Raw genomic sequence first — 16,724 nt, 5'->3', positions numbered from 1 at the left:
ATTATCAAACGGAATCATTAGTGGTAAGTAGTTTAACGAATGACTATCAAATTGTGAAATCAAATCATAGAGTTTTAGAGTATGTGTAAGAAGTATAGGTAAGGCAAGAGAAAAATACATAAAAAACCCAAACGTATTTGTTTGGGTTTTTTGATGTAATTATCTTCGAGAAAGTTGCTTTACCTTCGCTCCAGAAATACACTTCGCTTTCCGCGGGCGGCTGGTGAGCCAGGGAACTACTTGGTTAGGCTTCCTAGCACCCTTGCGCTGAGGAAGCCCACTGCGTAGCATTACTTGTAGACGCAAGCGCATCATGGGGTCTCACCTATGCCTCTGCTCCCGCCGGAGTCTACGTGTATTTCCTACGCTGGCTTTGTTCAACATGGAGACTCTTACTGTCATCTCCGTATAATTTTAATTTCTTAATCCACGGTTACGGATAGACTTTTGACTTTTATGGATGGTGAGCCGATAAAGCCAACTCCTCCACCAGGTGAGAATTCTAAATCGTCGGCTACTTGTTCAACGTCTTTTAATACATCAAAGAAGTTTCCTGCAATTGTCATTAGGTTGGTAGGGCCGGCAATTTTTCCATCTTTAACGTAGAAACCATTTGCTGCAAGGCTGAAGTCACCTGAGATTGGATTAGCCCCAGAATGTAGACCTTGTAAGTCAGTAATGATAATTCCTTCTTCCAACCCTGAATATAAATCTTCGTATTTATTTTCCGTCGGGACAACATAGAAGTTAGATGGAGTAACTTCAATAGTTCCTTTATAGGACGATTTATAACCATGTCCTGTTGATTCTACGCCATCTTTTTTCGCAGTTTTTAAATTATGGAAGTACGTTTTTAATTCGCCGTTTTCGACAACAGTTACTTCTCTCGTCGGTACACCTTCCGAGTCGAATGTTCCACTTTGTGTGCCTTCGGGTAAAAATGGATTATCGGATAATGTAACATGATCAGATGCTATTTTTTCACCCAATTTTCCTTTCAATTGCGATTGCCCTTTTTGAACATATTCTGCTGAGAATGACGAGACAAATGTTGCAACAAGGGAGGATGCTGCAAAGTTTTGGAAGATGACAGGGTATTTCTTATTTGGATATTCTTTTCCTCCAAGTTGACTCAACGATTTTTCAACAGCTTCTTTAGCAATTTCATCTGCATTTAAAGTAGCAAAATCCTTTGTTAGCTTAAATGAAAAACCTGATTTAATTTCCTCGCCTTCCTTTACAGTGACTGAAAAAATCACATATAAGAAATTATTTTTATCTTGTAACGCAAGCCCTTTATTATTGAAGATGGCTTTTTCGATGGATTGGTCACTAAGTGCAGCATAACCAACCTGTACAACACGTTCATCATAAGCTAGAATTTTTGCTTCAATTTCTTTTACTAAGGCTAACTTTTCTTCAGCCGAAACGTCCGTTAGAGCAGGGGAGAAGAAATCATAGTCTTGGTAATCAACGTTTCCTTCAAATAACTCTTCTGGTTCCTCTTCCATTAATGCTGCATTTTCTTGAACACTATTTAATAAAAAGGATACAGATTCTTCATCTAATTTTTCAGTGTACGCATAACCCATCTTATCCTGGTAGACACCGCGTACGGATACACCACGGACTGAAGAAGATTCATAGCCGTCTACTTCCCCTTTAAAAACTTTACATGAAAAACTATCTTGCTTTTCGTAATATACTTCTAAATCTGTGATACCTAATTTTTCCCCTTTAGCAAACAATTGATCACGAAAATTTGTTAATTCCATTCTCTACGCCTCCGTTCCACCGACTGTAATTTCACTAACACGTACCATTGGTTGCCCGACATTAACTGGCAAACTTCCACTTGATGCACCGCACATACCAGCACCATGTCCAAGATTATTGCCGACCATATCAATCTTCTGAATCGTTTTTGCGCCATTTCCAACTAAAGTTGCCCCACGTAATGGCTTATCAATTTTTCCATTTTTCACTAGATAGGCCTCATTAATTGCAAAGTTGTAATCACCAGTTGCTGTGTTAACAGAGCCACCACCCATATACTTGGCGTAAATACCATGTTCCGTATTTGCGATAATCTCTTCTGGTGTTGATTTTCCAGGAGCAATATATGTATTTGTCATTCGTGAAGTAGGAGCAAATTTGTATGATTCTCTACGACCAGAACCTGTGGATTCCGCATTCATTCGTCGTGCATTAAATTTATCAATCATATATCCTTTTAAAATTCCATTTTCAATGAGGGTGTTTTTACGCGTTTTTTCCCCTTCATCGTCAATGTTTAATGAACCCCACTCGTTTGGTAGTGTACCGTCATCAATATAGGTAACTAAGTCAGAAGCTACTTTTTCTCCTACTCTATTGGCAAAAACAGAGTTGTTTTTCGCAACTGAAGATGCTTCAAGTCCATGACCACAAGCTTCATGGAAAATAACCCCACCGAACTCATTATCGATGATGACTGGAAACTTCCCACTTGGTGCAGGGTCAGCATTTAACATAGTAACTGCAATTCTTGCTGCCTCTTTTGCATAATGATTGAGGTCAAGGTTTTCAATAAATTCAAACCCTTGATGAGCACCTGGACCATAATGACCCGTTTGCATATCGCTCCCATCACTCGCAACAGCCACAATCGACATACGGCTTCTCACTCGTTTATCCTCAGCAAAGGTACCTTCTGAGTTAGCAACAAGAATGTTTTGTTCCTCATCTACTACAGAGATAATCCCTTGTGCAATCGAAGGGTCATAATTCGTCACAATTTCGTTTGCCTTTCGCATAACTGCTAGTTTACGAGTTTTTTCTACACTGTTAGGTAACAATTCAATGGGATGCAAAGTTTGTAGAGTTTGTTTTTCCATTGGAAGTACGATTGTCTTATCTGTTGGTGCGCCTTGTATTGCTTGAGCTGCTGTTTTGGCAGCTTGAATAAGACCTTCCTGCGAAAAATCATTCGTAAATGCATAAACACTTTGTAGTCCTTTAAAGACACGTATGCCAACACCAAAGTCACGACCAGATAAATTTGTCTCAAGTCGTCCACCTTGGAGTTTCATATTATTGGTGTAACGATCTTCAACAAATACTTCAGAAAAATCTCCACCAGTCGTTAATGCCGCTGATAATACATCTTCAATTAGCGACTTATTTAGCATACAAATTCCCCCTATTTTCTATAAATTGATAAAAAACTATAAAATCATTATACTCTAACGATTCTATAAATGAAAGCAGAATAAATGTCTTAAATTAGACTAGAAAAGTTGACTTTTATACTGTGTGGGGTATATGATAAATGTATTAATAAAGGGGGGAACAAGCTATGAAGAATGAAGCAAAAGTCTATGTAACGTCAACTTGTCCTTATTGCACAATGATGAAAAATTACTTAACAGAGCAAAACATTCCATTTCAAACGATTAATGTACAAGAAAATCAAGAGGAAGCACGTCGTTTAGTGGCTAAAACTGGCCACACAGGGGTTCCGCAAACACAAATCAATGGAAAATGGGTCCTTGGGTTTGATCCAGATGCTGTTCAAGAAATATTGGGTGCATAATGATGGAGAAACGTGTAAAAAATCTTCTATCATGTACTACTTGTAACAGTACTCCAAATTCTAAAGGCAAATCTGAACAATCGTTCATTAAAAAATGGTTCCCTAACATTTGCATCGGACATATCGCAATGGCAGGAGCATTTGTCTATATATTGGTTTCGGAATTAATAAGGTAGTTCAAGGTTGATTCCTTCAGGTATTGCTTGCTAAATAACTCAATGTGTAGGAAAATAAAGGTAAGCCTATAAACCGTTAGGGGGATTAACATGTTAGTAAAAAATGATTATGTAAATAAGAAAGATGTTGTCCATGTTAAACAGGATGACAGTATTGAACATGTGTTAGAGGTGCTAGATAAATCTGGTTACCGGTGTATCCCTGTACTTGATGAATCGGAAACTACCTTTGTTGGGAATATTTACAAAGTAGATTTACTGGAGTATGAGATTGACCATTCCTTGACTGGTCCACTTTCTTCATTAATTGAAGACAAAGATGGGTTTGTAAGAGAAAATGATCCATTCTTTAAAGTATTTTCTTCCATTAAAAGACTTCCGTATTTAGCAGTTGTTAATGAAGAGAAAGAGTTCCTTGGAATTTTGACTAACGGAAATGTCCTTCAATTGTTGGAGGATGCGTGGGGCGTGAATGAAGGAAGCTATTGCTTAACAGTTGGAACGATTGAGTATGCTGGTGCTTTAGCAAAAATGTTAAAAGTAGTGAACAAGCATTGTAATGTACAAAGTGTCATTTCATTAAAAAATAACTTGAATTTTGTGCGTAGAGTTTGTGTTGTCTTGCCGAAAGAAGTCAATGAAGAGTTGGCGACTAAGGTCCAAAAGGATTTAGAAAAACATAACTTTACGGTTACCGATATAGAAGTATTGAATTAATATGTAAAACACCCGAGAATTTTTCTCGGGTGTCTTCATTTTGGAAAGTCTTCTTTTAAAGTGTTTAATTACTTGCTAAAATACTCAATCAAGCCGTTCGTGATTGCCTCTGCTACTTTCTCCCTATATTCGTCTTTTTGAATCACTTCAAAATTATTAGGATTAGAAATAAATCCTAATTCTAGTAAAATAGCTGGTTCCTGATTGTTGCGAAGTACATAATATGGCACATTGCGCACACCTCTGTCCTTCATATCCACATGGTGAATTAATGAAGAATGAACGGATTTTGCTAAATCCAGACTTTTGTTGTTGTTATGATAAAAATACGTACCAATCCCATTTGCATTTGGATCGTCAAACCAATCATAGTGTAAGCTGATAAACGCATCTGCATCTAGCTTATTACTCATTTTTACGCGTTCTTGTAAAGATATAAATTCTTTATCAGACTCTTCTCTTGTGTAACTAACTTTTGCTCCTTTTTCTTCAAGCATTTCTCCAATTACGGATGCAGTTTTTATTGTTAAGTCTTTTTCTTTTAATCCATTATTTGTCCCACCAGAATCATGGCCACCATGTCCAGCATCTAATACGATATGATAGTCTTCTAGAATTTCTTTCGTTACCGTTACTGCGTGTTCAGAAATTTTAACTTCCCTAGATTCTAAGAAAAACTCGTAGTCTTTCGGTAAATCTATAAAAATAGGTTCACTTGATGAAAAAATAACGTCGTTTTCTTTCTCAACTTGTTCTTCTACTGTTTTACTTATTGAATTACTATCTTCTATATTTTCATCTTCTTTATTGTGATCCTCTTTGATAAGCTTTAAATATTCGGAGTTCACCCAGACTGGCTCACCTGCAAAGAATGTTTTTACCCATCCATTTTGTTCTTCAAATGTTCGTAACTGGTCTCCATCTTCTAATTGTCCTACAATTGGTGCTTCATGCGTAGGGCCTGAGCGCATATTCAATAAGGAAGCATCTACTTCAAATAAAGAGCCATTACTATCTGCACTTGCTGTAAGACTAGATGCAAATGTACATATTAATAAAACGATCCCTGTAATCATTATATTTTTCATGTTCTTTCTCATCATTTCTCATATCCCTTCTAGAAATTTTGTATTCTAGTAAACTATCATTTCCAGAAAAAATAGAGAGTATACCTAATTATACGAATATTTTTAATGATTTACTTGTACCTTAAGATTAATATCTTATATAATGGATTCACTAAAAGAGGTGGTTGAGATGAAAAATATTTTATTAAACATTGTTATCCTGATCGTGACAATTACTATACATTCAGGCATAACAGCTCTATATGATTTTGATTATAATCTGTTTCGTGATGGATTTGATTTAATAATGTTATTAAAAGATCTAGGTCTATTTCTAGTAATCTTTGTACCAATCTACATAATTACACGAAAGCTATTTTTGAAGAAATAAAAATGGCGTCAGGGGCGAAAATATACTAGATACATCAAAATCCGAACAATTTAGAATTTGTTCGGATTTTTGCAATAGAGCAGATCTTTGGCGTGAATTCGACCGCTACGGAAAATACACTTCGCTTTCACTTCCAGCACAAGGGCGACATCTGTTCAAGCTTCCTACGGTCGCTTTCACAGTGTCTTCTTTGCCGCGGGCGGCTGGTGAGCCAGGGAACTACTTGGTTAGGCTTCCTAGCACCCTTGCGCTGAGGAAGCCCACTACGTAGCATTACTTGTAGACGCAAGCGCATCAAGGGGTCTCACCTATGCCTTTGCTCCCGCAGGAGTCTTCATGTATTTCCTTCGCTAGATTTGGCATAAATATTAATTTAAAATATTGCAATATAGATTGTTGATTGGAGCGGATGGCATTCGACTCCTTGAAAATGCATTTCCATTTGCATTTTCTGCGTGCGATGTTTCGCAAAAGTAGCTTTCCTTATCCTGCGGGAACAGCACGTGTCCGAAGACCCGAGAGATGTACCTGCGTCTACTAGAAATTCTAAGAAGTCAATTCCTCGGTACAAGGCAGCAAAGAAGTTTATTCAAGTAGCCGCCTGGCTGAGGCCGTGCCCGCGGAAAGCGAATGCCAGCAGTGGAAATCAACTAAGCTCTAAATTTGACTTTTCAATTAACTATAAAAGTAACCAATCCTCAGAAAACTTACCATTATTAACATATTTAACTAGTCTTTTTTACGTTTAGATAGGCGGCCGAGTACGAAAGCTCCTGCCCCAACTGCTAACACCGTATTTGTTTTCTTATTGAAAACTTGTTTTCCAACTAGTTGCAAGTTGGCTGGACGCTCAGCTAGACGACGCATGAAATAACCGTACCAATCATCCCCGAATGGCACATACGTACAGAAGTTAAATCCTTCCTTAGCAAGCTGAACCTGCATATCTTTACGGAATCCATATAACATTTGAAATTCAAATTTATCTAATGGAATATTATTGTCTTTCACAAATTGTTTTACATGATTAATAATGTTGTGGTCGTGAGTTGCAATCGATGTAAACTTACCATGTAATAAATGATATTCAATTAAACGGACAAAGTTCTGATCAATTAACTGCTTATCTTGGTAAGCTACTTCACTAGATTCTTTATAAGCCCCTTTTACAAGGCGTAAACGGTAATTTTTATATTTCTCAATGTCTTCTTCAGCACGGAAGAAGTATGCTTGAATTACCGTACCGATATTGTTATACGATTTGGAAAGCTCGTCGATTAAATCGAACGATGGCTGCAAGTGGCCATAGTCTTCCATATCAACATTTACAAAAATGTTATAACGATTTGCTGCTTCAACAATATCTTTTAAATTTTTAAAGCAAAAATCGTAGTCAATATCAAGACCCAACTGAGTTGGCTTCAAGGATATATGTGCATCGACTTGATGTTCATGAATCGCTTCGATGACATTCAAAATTTGTTCCTTCGCTTTTGTTGCTTCTTCTCTTTCATAAACAAACTCTCCTAAATTATCAATGGTGCAGGAGATGCCTTGAATGTTAAGTGCTTTTACACTTTCAATCATTTCTTCAACATTAGTACCGGCAACAACAGATTTTGCGCCTAGTTTTAATCCGTAACGCTTCGCTCCACTGTTCAGTACTTTGTTCTGTGATAAATAAATGAAAAAATCTTTTGCCAATCCCATATTGTATACCTCCCCATGTCGTATAAAAAGTGATCTAGAATGCAATATATCGGTAAAGTAGCATATGTGACCGTTTTCATAATTAAGTACATCTAATCTAAAGACGTAGATTCATAGAATGTTTAGGTCTTAATCACTACATCCCAACTCCATAATTATAGCATATCTAGTAATTAATTGTCTCTATATAAAGTATTATAGCATTTTTTGTATAATTCTTGTTACTTTTTTGAAAAAGTATTCAGTCTTTATAAAAAATAGAAAGGTGAGTAGTACTCCCTTACAACCATACAATATGATACAATTATGTTCGTATTATTATAGATTAATATAAAGAAAAGGAATTTATACGCGATGAAATACAAATATGTAGCATGGTCTTTCGTAATATTATGGATGAGTGTCATTTTTTACTTATCCCATCAACCTGGTTCAGCATCAAGTGAACTTAGCAATGGTGTCATGCAAATCGTCCTCCAAACAATTGAACAAGTAGTACCAAGTGCAACTTTTGATGTAGAACAATTCCATCATTTTATTAGGAAAAATGCACATTTCTTCGCTTATTTTGTACTAGGAGTTTTACTGCTTCATGCATTAAGAAGTAGTGGAATAAAAGGGTGGAAAGGAATTATTTGGGCCTTTTGTTTGGCAGTTCTATACGCTGCATCCGATGAATATCATCAATCCTTTATACCTGGACGTGGCCCACAGTTGAAAGATGTTGGGATTGATAGTGCAGGGGCATTTGTAGGAATCGTGCTTTATATGTTAATGATAGCTATCATTAATCGAAAAAAGCAAAACGTTAGTGAATCACGATAATGAGTGATTCACTTTTTTGGGAGAAACAAAAGGAGAAATTTATGAAAAAAAAACAAGTATTTTCCATCGTTGAAACGATCATAATTGCATTTCTAGGAGGCATGCTATTTTATTTTATTCAGCTGCCATTACCATGGGTGTTGGGGTCACTTATAGCTGTGTCTTTATGGCAAGGCTTTTTCAAAAGGAAAATGGTTGTGCCAGAAGCAATAAAAAACGGAGGATTCGCCATTCTAGGTATTTCGTTTGGACTATACTTTACAGCAGAGACCTTCCAAACAATTTTACCGTACCTAATACCGTACTTGTTGTTAACCATTGTTCTAATTGTTGTAAGTGTTGTATTAGGGTTCATGGTAACCAAATGGATTAAAATAGACCCTGTCACAAGTGTGTTTTCCTGTATCCCAGGTGGGCTTTCAGAAATGGCACTGGCAAGTGAATCCCTTTCAGCAAAATCTTCACTAGTTGTTATTTTCCAGACAATTCGTCTATTAACCGTTTTATTTACGATTCCAGCTGCAATGACATTGATTTTTGCTGGAAATGAAACAGAACTTGTTGAAGCAGTAGCCACGAACTCTCAAACAACAAGTATTTTAGAGTATATGTGGTTTTTCATTCCAGCAATTATTGCATTATTAATTAAAGATAAACTTCCTGCTGGGATTATTATTGGTGCATTAGGAATTACTGCAATTATGAATGTAAGTGGGATTCAGTTGCCAACACTACCACAGCAATTAATTATCTTAGGTCAAATTGCAGTTGGGGCTAGTTTAGGTAAAAAAATACTATTCCGTGATTTGAAGCTCGGTGGAAAGTTATCGTTTTACTATTTAGGTCTTTCCCTTCTGATAATATTAACGAGTGCAGGGCTTGGACTGTTACTCGCTTATTTTTCGCCACTATCTGTTACCACTTCCATTTTAAGCATTGCTCCAGGTGGGCTCTTTGAAATGGTAATTACGGCAACAGAAATTGGTGGTGACCCAGCTATTGTTAGTGCCTTGCAGCTAATGCGAATCTTAATTATTGTCTTATTTGTACCCCCAGTGTTAGGGTGGTTCTTCCGAAGAAAACCACCAGCTAATTTGAAGTTAGATGAAATATCATGAAACCAAATACTCTAATCGTGGAAAACGCTGCGAATAGGGGATTTTTTATTGGTTTACCAGGTTATACAACCATTTTTTTGGAAATAATGCCTACTAGGTTGATTTAACTGGAGGGCGTATTATGAAATTGTTAAAGTTCTTAAATGTCGTTGTCACTTTGGCGTTGTTTTTTGCGCTAGGTTGGACATTCGCACAAACTGGTGAGGAACAGGCGACTGACGATAATAATAACATCGGAAATTTTATTAATGATGTATCGGATAAATTGAAACATAGTTTAAATGAAGTAAAGCTTATACCTAAAGAACCATTTGATTTAGGTAAAAACAGTAAAAATGTTGATTTTTTACATGTATTATTACTTGCAGAAGATCCTGAACAAACCTTTAGTGAGTTTTCAAACTTTAAAGCATTACTTTCTATCAATGCAAATGAAGAAGTGGTTGAGATAAAACCTATAAAGAATGAGGTGGCTCCTGTTTTTGCATCCTCTGGTGACGATAGCGATACAAGTGTGGAAGCATCGTTAAAGCAAGCAGGGGAAGAGCTAGATGTTCCATTAGACTACTTCTTAAAAATAGATATGGAAAAAATATCATCTATTGTTGAAGAGATAGACGACCCATCCCTCCAATCGAATATTGAAAAATTGAAGAACTCTCGGAATCTGACTGACCACAGTATGAAATCTGTGGAAAATATAGCCGATACAATACAAAGTTCCATGTCGATCCCGATGATGACTAAACTACAAAGCAGTATGGAAACAAATATGGAGTTCAGTCAAATGATGAAGGTAGTCATGAAGTTGATGAATATGAAAGATAGCTTACAGGTAACCATTGATTGGGAAGAGGGAGAAGAGGAAGTCCAAAGTGATGAGATTGACGATGTTGAATATCATATAAGTGAATATAGAGGAAAAATAGAGAATCACCATGATGAACCGATTCAACCAATGGTACAATAATCGTTGATAGTAAAGATGAATGGCACTTAGTGTTGTTCATCTTTTTTAGGTTGTCTAGCTACTATTTTTTTAAAAAAGGTTATTGGAATTTTCATAATCTATGATAATCTTATAAATGGGAGTTGCATAAGATAAAGTAGTAGATATTGATTGGAGGGGGAATTATGGATTTATTAGCCATACTTCTAGTGGTGCTTGCATTATTTATTATTGTCATTGGATTTAAATTAGTGAAAAAGGCCATTACATTTATTATTGGAATTGGGGTATTAGTGGTAGCTATATTCTTGTTGTTGAATGGGATATAACATAAAAAATGAGGGAAGAAGTTTATTTCTTCCCTTCACCCAAACCATCCTCTTTTTATAAACCACATGATCATGGCTAGGCTAAGTACAAACATGAGAGCAAGAATAATATAATAGCCATAATGCCACTCGAGTTCTGGCATATTTACAAAATTCATTCCATAAATCCCAGCGATAAACGTAAGTGGTGCAAAAATAGACGTGATTACCGTTAAAACCTGAATCACTTTATTTTGCTGGTAAGAGTTTAGCGAAATAAAGTTATCTCTAATATCATTTGTGATTTCACGGTTGGAATCCACCATTTCCGATAGTTTTAATAAATGGTCATAAATGTCAGCAAAATATTCTCGTCTGTCTTCTATTCCTTGTAGATGAGAAGAATTTAAGATTCGATAAACCAAGTCTCTGATTGGATTGATGGCATGCCTTAATTTTAACAATTCATGTCTCAACTCAAATAATTGTTCCAATAACACATTCATGGACAATTCCTCAGGATTATCCTCAACTAAATTTATAGAATCCTCCAACTGGTAGATGATTGGGAAATAGTGATCGACGACCTTGTCTAATATTTCATAAAAAATTCGGTAAATATCCCAATCCTTCATATCCTCTTGCTTAATTGCCATGTTCCATACTTGATTAACTTCGGGAACATCATCTTTATGAAAAGTCACAATAAATTGATCGCCTATAAAAACATTTATTTCATGTTGGTCAAATGACACAGGTCCAATTGTGTGCGTAACAATGAGAGAAAAATCATCATAATAATCCATTTTTGGCCGTTGTTGCCCCAGTATGCAATCCTCAATTGCTAATTGGTGAAAGTGAAGTTTCGTATCCAATTGTTTTACTTCTTCATCTGTCGGGTTATTAAAATCGATCCACCACCACTGATAATCTCCATCTAGTACCTCATCAATGGATTTCATCGTTTTCCGTTTGTTATCCGAAGTAATTGCAATGATTTGTATCATGCCACTTCTCCTTTTTACTAAGCCTGATGAAACTTTTTACAATACTATTTCGTACGTATAGTATGGAATGAAGGAGGGCGACTTATGAAAAAGATATGTATTATCTTGCTAATGATTCCAATCTTATTCTTTTTCCCATTGACCATTCATGCGGATGAAGAACTTACGATTGATAAAGTTGAGATATATGCTGAAATTGATGAAAATGGCGTCATGCATGTTGAAGAGTTTTTTACGTATACATTTAACGATAGTTTTGAGGGGATGACTCGACAAATTGAGTCAGATGTGCGAAACTTTGAAGCCTTTTTAATTGGGAATGCCCCTAAACAGCTTGAAGTAGAAAAAGATGATGATTTCTTTAAAATCTATTCTGCCTCGGAAAATGAAACGAAAACAGTGAGATACCAATATGAAGTCCATGGTTCGATTGAAAAATACGTAGATGTAGCAGATATGACATATGCCTTCTTTGATTCATCATCGGAAACGGACTTAAATAATGTTGATATTTGGATTCAAACACCGGCTAAAACAATTACGGAGGATACAAATTTCTTTCTCCATGAAGATGGGGTTGGTAGTTGGCAAATCTCCAACAACCAGTTTCATTATTCTAATCCCCTGTTGAAGAAAGGGAAAGATTCGTATATTCGAGTAGTTTTCCCAGCGAATCAACTAAGTGACACCGTAAGCTTAACGAAAGATAAAGAAATGTTAGACTCTATCTTGGCGTCGGAAGCAGAATATGAATTAAGAGTAGCTAACTTAGATAAAAATATAAGCAGTCTTAACCCAATCCTAATTGGTTTAATTGTGCTAACAATATTGATCGGGATTTGGTTGTACATGAAGCATCCAGCCCGTTATCGTGGAAATAAAAGTGATGATACATTGCTTCGGCTTGTCGAGGATACAGATCCTTTATTCGTGAAATTCCTAGATGCATATTTCTTAGATTCAAAAGGATTTTTAACAAATGATAGTTTTCTTGCTGCTTTATTTTCTTTAAAACAGCGTGGGATTGTGACATTAGAGGAAGTGGCATCAGAAAGAAAAGAAGGAGACCAAACAATCCGATTCACTTGGAAGGATTCCTCCGGTCATGACTTAGATATGGCAGATAGTTACTTATACTCATGGCTCTTTACTGAAAAGGATAAGCAAGGCGAATACTTCTTACTAGAGTCTCTTACTGCTGGTGAAAAAGCATCGGATAAGGAGAAACAGAAAAAAGCAGAAAAATTCCAAAACCATTTTAAGGTATGGTCAGAGTTTGTATTAGCCAGAGATGCCTATTATAAAGTAAGGACTCCATTCAAACCTTATCCTTGGTTAACGATTTTGTTTACCTTTGTTTCATTTGGATTGATCTATTTTTCAACAACATTTTATCCTATCTCTGAAACAGAGCAATTAGTGATTCCGATTGTAGTTGGAGCACTAGCTATTATTAGTGTTTTATTTAGTAAATGGAAGTGGGTAAGTGTCTTTTATTTCCCAATCGCATTAATTGTTCACACGATCGGATTTACATTTACGAGTGCAACAATTTTTGTAATTCTATTTTATTTACTAGTATTTACTGTATTAATCGCAACACCAGCCTACTCTTATTCGAATGAAGAGATTCAACAATTAAAATATGCAATTAAACGGGCAAAAGCTTTGTTCCATAAAGAGCAGTACCCAGTTGAAGCTGACCCTATCAAAATGGAGAAACGGCTTGAATATGCTGTGGTACTTGGAAAAGGAAAACAATATGCAAAGCTATGTAGAAAGGTAGACTTTGCAGAAAATATAACACCTGCATTCCCATTACTCTATAATCCTGATATAGCTATTACCACATTTGCAAGTCATAATATTGCTATTTATACAGGTACATCAGGAGGAACAAACTCAAACACAACTTCACCAACTGGAGGCGGAGGAGCAGGAGCATTTTAAATAAGAAAAATCGGTGCCGTGATATGGAACAGGCACCGATTTTTTTATGGTGGGGAGTGGGGTTCGGGTGAAATTCGCTCCAAGGTAGGTGTTATTCGCTCGCCCCGGAGAAATTCGCTCCCCACAGAGTGGAACTCGCTCGCCCCCGGGTGAAACTTGCTCCGTAATGGGTAGAACTCGCTCGCCCCGGGTGAAATTCGCTCCCCACAGGGTGAAACTCGCTCGCCCCGGGTGAAATTCGCTCCCCACAGGGTGAAACTCGCTCGGCCCAGGTGAAATTCGCTCCCCACAGGGTGAAACTCGCTCGCCCCCGGAGAAATTCGCTCCCCACAGAGTGGAACTCGCTCGCCCTCGGGTGAAATTCGCTCCACCCCAGGGTGAATTCGCTCCCCACAGAGTGAAAACTCGCTCGCCCCCGGGTGAAATTCGCTCCAATGTAGGAGGGACTCGCTCGCCCTCAGGTGAAATTCGCTCGCCCCCCGGAGAAATTCGCTCCACCCCAGGGTGAATTCGCTCCCCACAGAGTGGAACTCGCTCGCCCCCGGGTGAAATTTGCTCCAATGTAGGAGGGACTCGCTCGCCCTCGGGTGAAATTCGCTCCCCACAGGGTGAAATTCGCTCCACCCCAGGGTGAATTCGCTCCCCACAGGATGAAACTCGCTCGCCCCCCGGAGAAATTCGCTCCACCCCAGGGTGAATTCGATCCCCACAGAGTGGAACTCGCTCGCCCCCGGGTGAAATTTGCTCCAATGTAGGAGGGACTCGCTCGCCCCCCGTGAAACTCGCTCCACCCCAGGGTGAACTCGCTCCCCCCCAGGGTGAATTCGCTCCCACCCCCAACGCAGAACTTACTAATCCAAGCGTAAAAACCGCCATCCCCCTAACAATCTATTAAACTAACTCACCATTTATATAAACTTTTTCTATTTCATTTGTTAAATCAAACGGGTTACCACTCCAAATTACAAGGTCTGCATCTTTTCCTTGTTCGATAGAGCCAACACGATCCTCTACGCCTAAGTGTTTGGCAGCGTCTAATGTAATTGCCTTTAATGCTTGCTGTTCCGTGATTCCGGCTTTAATGGCATGAATTGCACTATTTAATAAGTATTCAATACTTACAACTGGGTGATCCGTTGTGATCGAGCAAGAGATGCCAGCATCCATTAGTGTTTTTACTGTGTGCCAGCCTTTGTCTTTTAATTCTACTTTTGATCTAGTTGACATAGTTGGTCCCAGAGACACACGTACATCATGCTTTGCGATATAATCCGCGATTAAATGTCCCTCAGTGCAATGTTCAATTGTGATATCAATATCAAATTCACGTTGGATCCGAAGTAATGTTAAAATGTCGTCTGCCCGGTGAGCATGGACTCGGAGTGGAATTTCTTTCTTTAATACCTTAGAAAGATTCTCTAATCCTAGTTTTCTATCTTTCTGATCTCCATTTAAATAGTTTTGTGCTTCAATAAGTGCCTCACGTAGTTTTGCAGCTACTCCCATTCGCGTTACAGGCATTTTCCCTTTGCTACCATAGACACGTTTTGGATTTTCGCCTAAAGCACCTTTCATTCCGGAAGGGGATTTGATGACCATTTCATCCACAATGTTTCCAACAGTCTTTAAAACTACCATCTCCCCACCAATGACATTGGCACTACCAGGCATGACTTGTACAGTTGTAATACCAGATTTTCGGGCATCGGCAAAGCCCTCTTCCATAGGGTTAATCCCATCAATAGCACGTACTTCTGGGGTGACAGGACTACTTGTTTCATTGAAGTCACTGCCTTCAGAGCCCACTCCAACTTCAGAAACCCCAAGATGTGTATGTACGTCAATTAAACCTGGGGTTATTACCTTTCCGTTTACATCAAGTGCTTCATAATCAGATGGAACATCTTGGACTGCGATGATTGACTCAATCTTGCCGTCCTTAACTAAAATAGCTTTATCTTCTATCGTTTTTCCAGTTCCGTCTAAAATTGTTCCGTTGACTAGCGCTAACATAAAAACAACCTCCTACTAACAAGTTTGTTTCCATTATAGCATAGGAAGAATTGTTAAAATGCACTCCTATAATAAGCCTACTTGCTCCAACCCATGTTTAATTCCATTCTCATTAACAGACTTAGTAACATGTTTGGCGACTGCTTTTACCTCATCTTTACCATTTCCCATTGCAACACTATTTTTAACGGTAGAAAGCATTTCAATGTCATTTAATCCGTCACCGAAAGCATAAATATTATCAGCAGAGATTCCAAGTTTATTGGCTACAATTTGGATTCCAGTTGCCTTTGAACCACCTGTAGGTAAAATATCTGTAGAGTATTGATGCCAACGTACAAAGTCAAAGTCCTTATATGTTTCTTCGTAAATAGCTTCTTCTCCTTCTTCACAGAAAAGAAGAGCTTGATAGAGTTTACGGCCTTTGTAATATTCTGGGTCATGGCTAGGGCTAATACCTAGTTTCATTGATCCAATACTTTCTGTTATAAATGGATGCTCAGGAACATTGGCAACCATATTGCTTGGGTCCATGAAGACAAGTGGATGGTTATTTTGTAAAGCTGTCTCTGTTAATCTTTCTAATGAAGCAAAATTCAAAGCGTTTTCGTGTACCACTTCATCATTAACAACAACATATTGACCATTAAAACTTACAAAGGTAGAGATACCTAGTTCTTTTCTGAGAGATTGAAACATAAATGGTCCACGTCCTGTTGCTATTGCTACGGTATGTCCTTGTTCTTTTAACTTTTGAATCGAATCATACGTTGATTGTGGTAAATCCTTGTTGTCATCTAACAAGGTTCCATCTATATCAAAAAATATTAATTTACTGTCTGTCATAAAAGCATACTCCTTTTTCTATGTACTATATCCATTCTAGATGATGAAAGGCTTTCCATGTCAAATTAAATTG

Annotated in this window: 15 protein-coding genes; 8 read left to right on the top strand and 7 right to left on the bottom strand. The window is 37.6% G+C overall.

Annotated features, from left to right (window positions below; genetic code table 11):
• Positions 1-422 precede the first annotated feature (422 nt).
• Together BUB12_RS11575 and BUB12_RS11570 are read right to left on the bottom strand one after the other, a co-directional pair.
• The gene (locus tag BUB12_RS11575; RefSeq protein WP_072891059.1) at positions 423-1,775 is read right to left on the bottom strand and encodes a TldD/PmbA family protein; all 1,353 of its coding nucleotides are present in this window, start codon (positions 1,773-1,775) and stop codon (positions 423-425) included.
• Positions 1,776-1,778: 3 nt separating this feature from the next.
• Complete coding sequence (locus BUB12_RS11570; protein ID WP_072891057.1) at positions 1,779-3,170, bottom strand: TldD/PmbA family protein; 1,392 nt, start codon at positions 3,168-3,170, stop codon at positions 1,779-1,781.
• Positions 3,171-3,337: 167 nt separating this feature from the next.
• Here BUB12_RS11570 and BUB12_RS11565 point away from each other — a divergent pair, with 167 nt between their 5' ends.
• Positions 3,338-3,574, top strand: a complete 237-nt coding sequence (locus BUB12_RS11565) for a glutaredoxin family protein (RefSeq protein WP_072891055.1) — start codon at positions 3,338-3,340, stop codon at positions 3,572-3,574.
• 266 nt (positions 3,575-3,840) lie between these two features.
• Positions 3,841-4,467, top strand: a complete 627-nt coding sequence (cbpA, locus tag BUB12_RS11560; RefSeq protein WP_072891051.1) for a cyclic di-AMP binding protein CbpA — start codon at positions 3,841-3,843, stop codon at positions 4,465-4,467.
• Between the two features lie 68 nt (positions 4,468-4,535).
• On the opposite strand, the gene BUB12_RS11555 is transcribed toward cbpA, so the two are convergent.
• The gene (locus BUB12_RS11555) at positions 4,536-5,570 is read right to left on the bottom strand and encodes an N-acetylmuramoyl-L-alanine amidase family protein (RefSeq protein ID WP_072891048.1); all 1,035 of its coding nucleotides are present in this window, start codon (positions 5,568-5,570) and stop codon (positions 4,536-4,538) included.
• 154 nt (positions 5,571-5,724) lie between these two features.
• Between BUB12_RS11555 and BUB12_RS11550 the strand changes: the two genes are divergently transcribed.
• A complete protein-coding gene (locus BUB12_RS11550) occupies positions 5,725-5,925 on the top strand; it encodes a hypothetical protein (protein ID WP_072891046.1) in 201 nt (66 codons plus the stop codon).
• A gap of 729 nt (positions 5,926-6,654) precedes the next feature.
• On the opposite strand, the gene BUB12_RS11545 is transcribed toward BUB12_RS11550, so the two are convergent.
• Entirely contained in the window at positions 6,655-7,635 is a 981-nt protein-coding gene (locus BUB12_RS11545; RefSeq protein ID WP_072891044.1) for a proline dehydrogenase family protein, read from the bottom strand.
• 354 nt (positions 7,636-7,989) lie between these two features.
• On the opposite strand from BUB12_RS11545, the gene BUB12_RS11540 reads away from it, so the two are divergent.
• The 4 genes from BUB12_RS11540 (at position 7,990) to BUB12_RS17715 (ending at position 10,856) form a co-directional block, all read left to right on the top strand.
• The gene (locus BUB12_RS11540) at positions 7,990-8,460 is read left to right on the top strand and encodes a VanZ family protein (RefSeq protein ID WP_072891043.1); all 471 of its coding nucleotides are present in this window, start codon (positions 7,990-7,992) and stop codon (positions 8,458-8,460) included.
• A gap of 41 nt (positions 8,461-8,501) precedes the next feature.
• Positions 8,502-9,578 carry an AbrB family transcriptional regulator gene (locus BUB12_RS11535; RefSeq protein WP_072891041.1) on the top strand — a complete coding sequence of 359 codons (1,077 nt, stop codon included), beginning with the start codon at positions 8,502-8,504 and terminating at the stop codon, positions 9,576-9,578.
• Between the two features lie 121 nt (positions 9,579-9,699).
• Complete coding sequence (locus tag BUB12_RS11530) at positions 9,700-10,548, top strand: hypothetical protein (protein WP_072891039.1); 849 nt, start codon at positions 9,700-9,702, stop codon at positions 10,546-10,548.
• A gap of 164 nt (positions 10,549-10,712) precedes the next feature.
• Positions 10,713-10,856 carry a hypothetical protein gene (locus tag BUB12_RS17715; protein WP_159431576.1) on the top strand — a complete coding sequence of 48 codons (144 nt, stop codon included), beginning with the start codon at positions 10,713-10,715 and terminating at the stop codon, positions 10,854-10,856.
• 35 nt (positions 10,857-10,891) lie between these two features.
• On the opposite strand, the gene corA is transcribed toward BUB12_RS17715, so the two are convergent.
• The gene (gene corA, locus BUB12_RS11525) at positions 10,892-11,842 is read right to left on the bottom strand and encodes a magnesium/cobalt transporter CorA (protein WP_072891037.1); all 951 of its coding nucleotides are present in this window, start codon (positions 11,840-11,842) and stop codon (positions 10,892-10,894) included.
• A gap of 84 nt (positions 11,843-11,926) precedes the next feature.
• Here corA and BUB12_RS11520 point away from each other — a divergent pair, with 84 nt between their 5' ends.
• Positions 11,927-13,792 carry a DUF2207 domain-containing protein gene (locus BUB12_RS11520; protein WP_072891035.1) on the top strand — a complete coding sequence of 622 codons (1,866 nt, stop codon included), beginning with the start codon at positions 11,927-11,929 and terminating at the stop codon, positions 13,790-13,792.
• An 891-nt stretch (positions 13,793-14,683) separates the two neighbouring features.
• On the opposite strand, the gene BUB12_RS11510 is transcribed toward BUB12_RS11520, so the two are convergent.
• Positions 14,684-15,805: an amidohydrolase gene (locus tag BUB12_RS11510; RefSeq protein WP_072891030.1), complete on the bottom strand. Its 1,122-nt coding sequence runs from the start codon at positions 15,803-15,805 to the stop codon at positions 14,684-14,686.
• Between the two features lie 66 nt (positions 15,806-15,871).
• Complete coding sequence (locus tag BUB12_RS11505) at positions 15,872-16,651, bottom strand: Cof-type HAD-IIB family hydrolase (protein ID WP_072891029.1); 780 nt, start codon at positions 16,649-16,651, stop codon at positions 15,872-15,874.
• Positions 16,652-16,724 lie beyond the last annotated feature (73 nt).

Source organism: Ornithinibacillus halophilus, assembly GCF_900129485.1.
GTDB classification, from domain to species: Bacteria; Bacillota; Bacilli; order Bacillales; family Amphibacillaceae; genus Ornithinibacillus; species Ornithinibacillus halophilus.
The sequence above is the reverse complement of the archived record's forward strand: the minus strand, read 5'-3'. Positions and strand labels throughout refer to the sequence as shown.

Excerpts from the sequence above, each read along its gene's own strand:
- BUB12_RS11575 (WP_072891059.1), bottom strand. The coding sequence starts at position 1,775 with ATGGAATTAACAAATTTTCGTGATCAATTGTTTGCTAAAGGGGAAAAA.
- BUB12_RS11570 (WP_072891057.1), bottom strand. The coding sequence starts at position 3,170 with ATGCTAAATAAGTCGCTAATTGAAGATGTATTATCAGCGGCATTAACG.
- BUB12_RS11565 (WP_072891055.1), top strand. The coding sequence starts at position 3,338 with ATGAAGAATGAAGCAAAAGTCTATGTAACGTCAACTTGTCCTTATTGC.
- cbpA (WP_072891051.1), top strand. The coding sequence starts at position 3,841 with ATGTTAGTAAAAAATGATTATGTAAATAAGAAAGATGTTGTCCATGTT.
- BUB12_RS11555 (WP_072891048.1), bottom strand. The coding sequence starts at position 5,570 with ATGATGAGAAAGAACATGAAAAATATAATGATTACAGGGATCGTTTTA.
- BUB12_RS11550 (WP_072891046.1), top strand. The coding sequence starts at position 5,725 with ATGAAAAATATTTTATTAAACATTGTTATCCTGATCGTGACAATTACT.
- BUB12_RS11545 (WP_072891044.1), bottom strand. The coding sequence starts at position 7,635 with ATGGGATTGGCAAAAGATTTTTTCATTTATTTATCACAGAACAAAGTA.
- BUB12_RS11540 (WP_072891043.1), top strand. The coding sequence starts at position 7,990 with ATGAAATACAAATATGTAGCATGGTCTTTCGTAATATTATGGATGAGT.
- BUB12_RS11535 (WP_072891041.1), top strand. The coding sequence starts at position 8,502 with ATGAAAAAAAAACAAGTATTTTCCATCGTTGAAACGATCATAATTGCA.
- BUB12_RS11530 (WP_072891039.1), top strand. The coding sequence starts at position 9,700 with ATGAAATTGTTAAAGTTCTTAAATGTCGTTGTCACTTTGGCGTTGTTT.
- BUB12_RS17715 (WP_159431576.1), top strand. The coding sequence starts at position 10,713 with ATGGATTTATTAGCCATACTTCTAGTGGTGCTTGCATTATTTATTATT.
- corA (WP_072891037.1), bottom strand. The coding sequence starts at position 11,842 with ATGATACAAATCATTGCAATTACTTCGGATAACAAACGGAAAACGATG.
- BUB12_RS11520 (WP_072891035.1), top strand. The coding sequence starts at position 11,927 with ATGAAAAAGATATGTATTATCTTGCTAATGATTCCAATCTTATTCTTT.
- BUB12_RS11510 (WP_072891030.1), bottom strand. The coding sequence starts at position 15,805 with ATGTTAGCGCTAGTCAACGGAACAATTTTAGACGGAACTGGAAAAACG.
- BUB12_RS11505 (WP_072891029.1), bottom strand. The coding sequence starts at position 16,651 with ATGACAGACAGTAAATTAATATTTTTTGATATAGATGGAACCTTGTTA.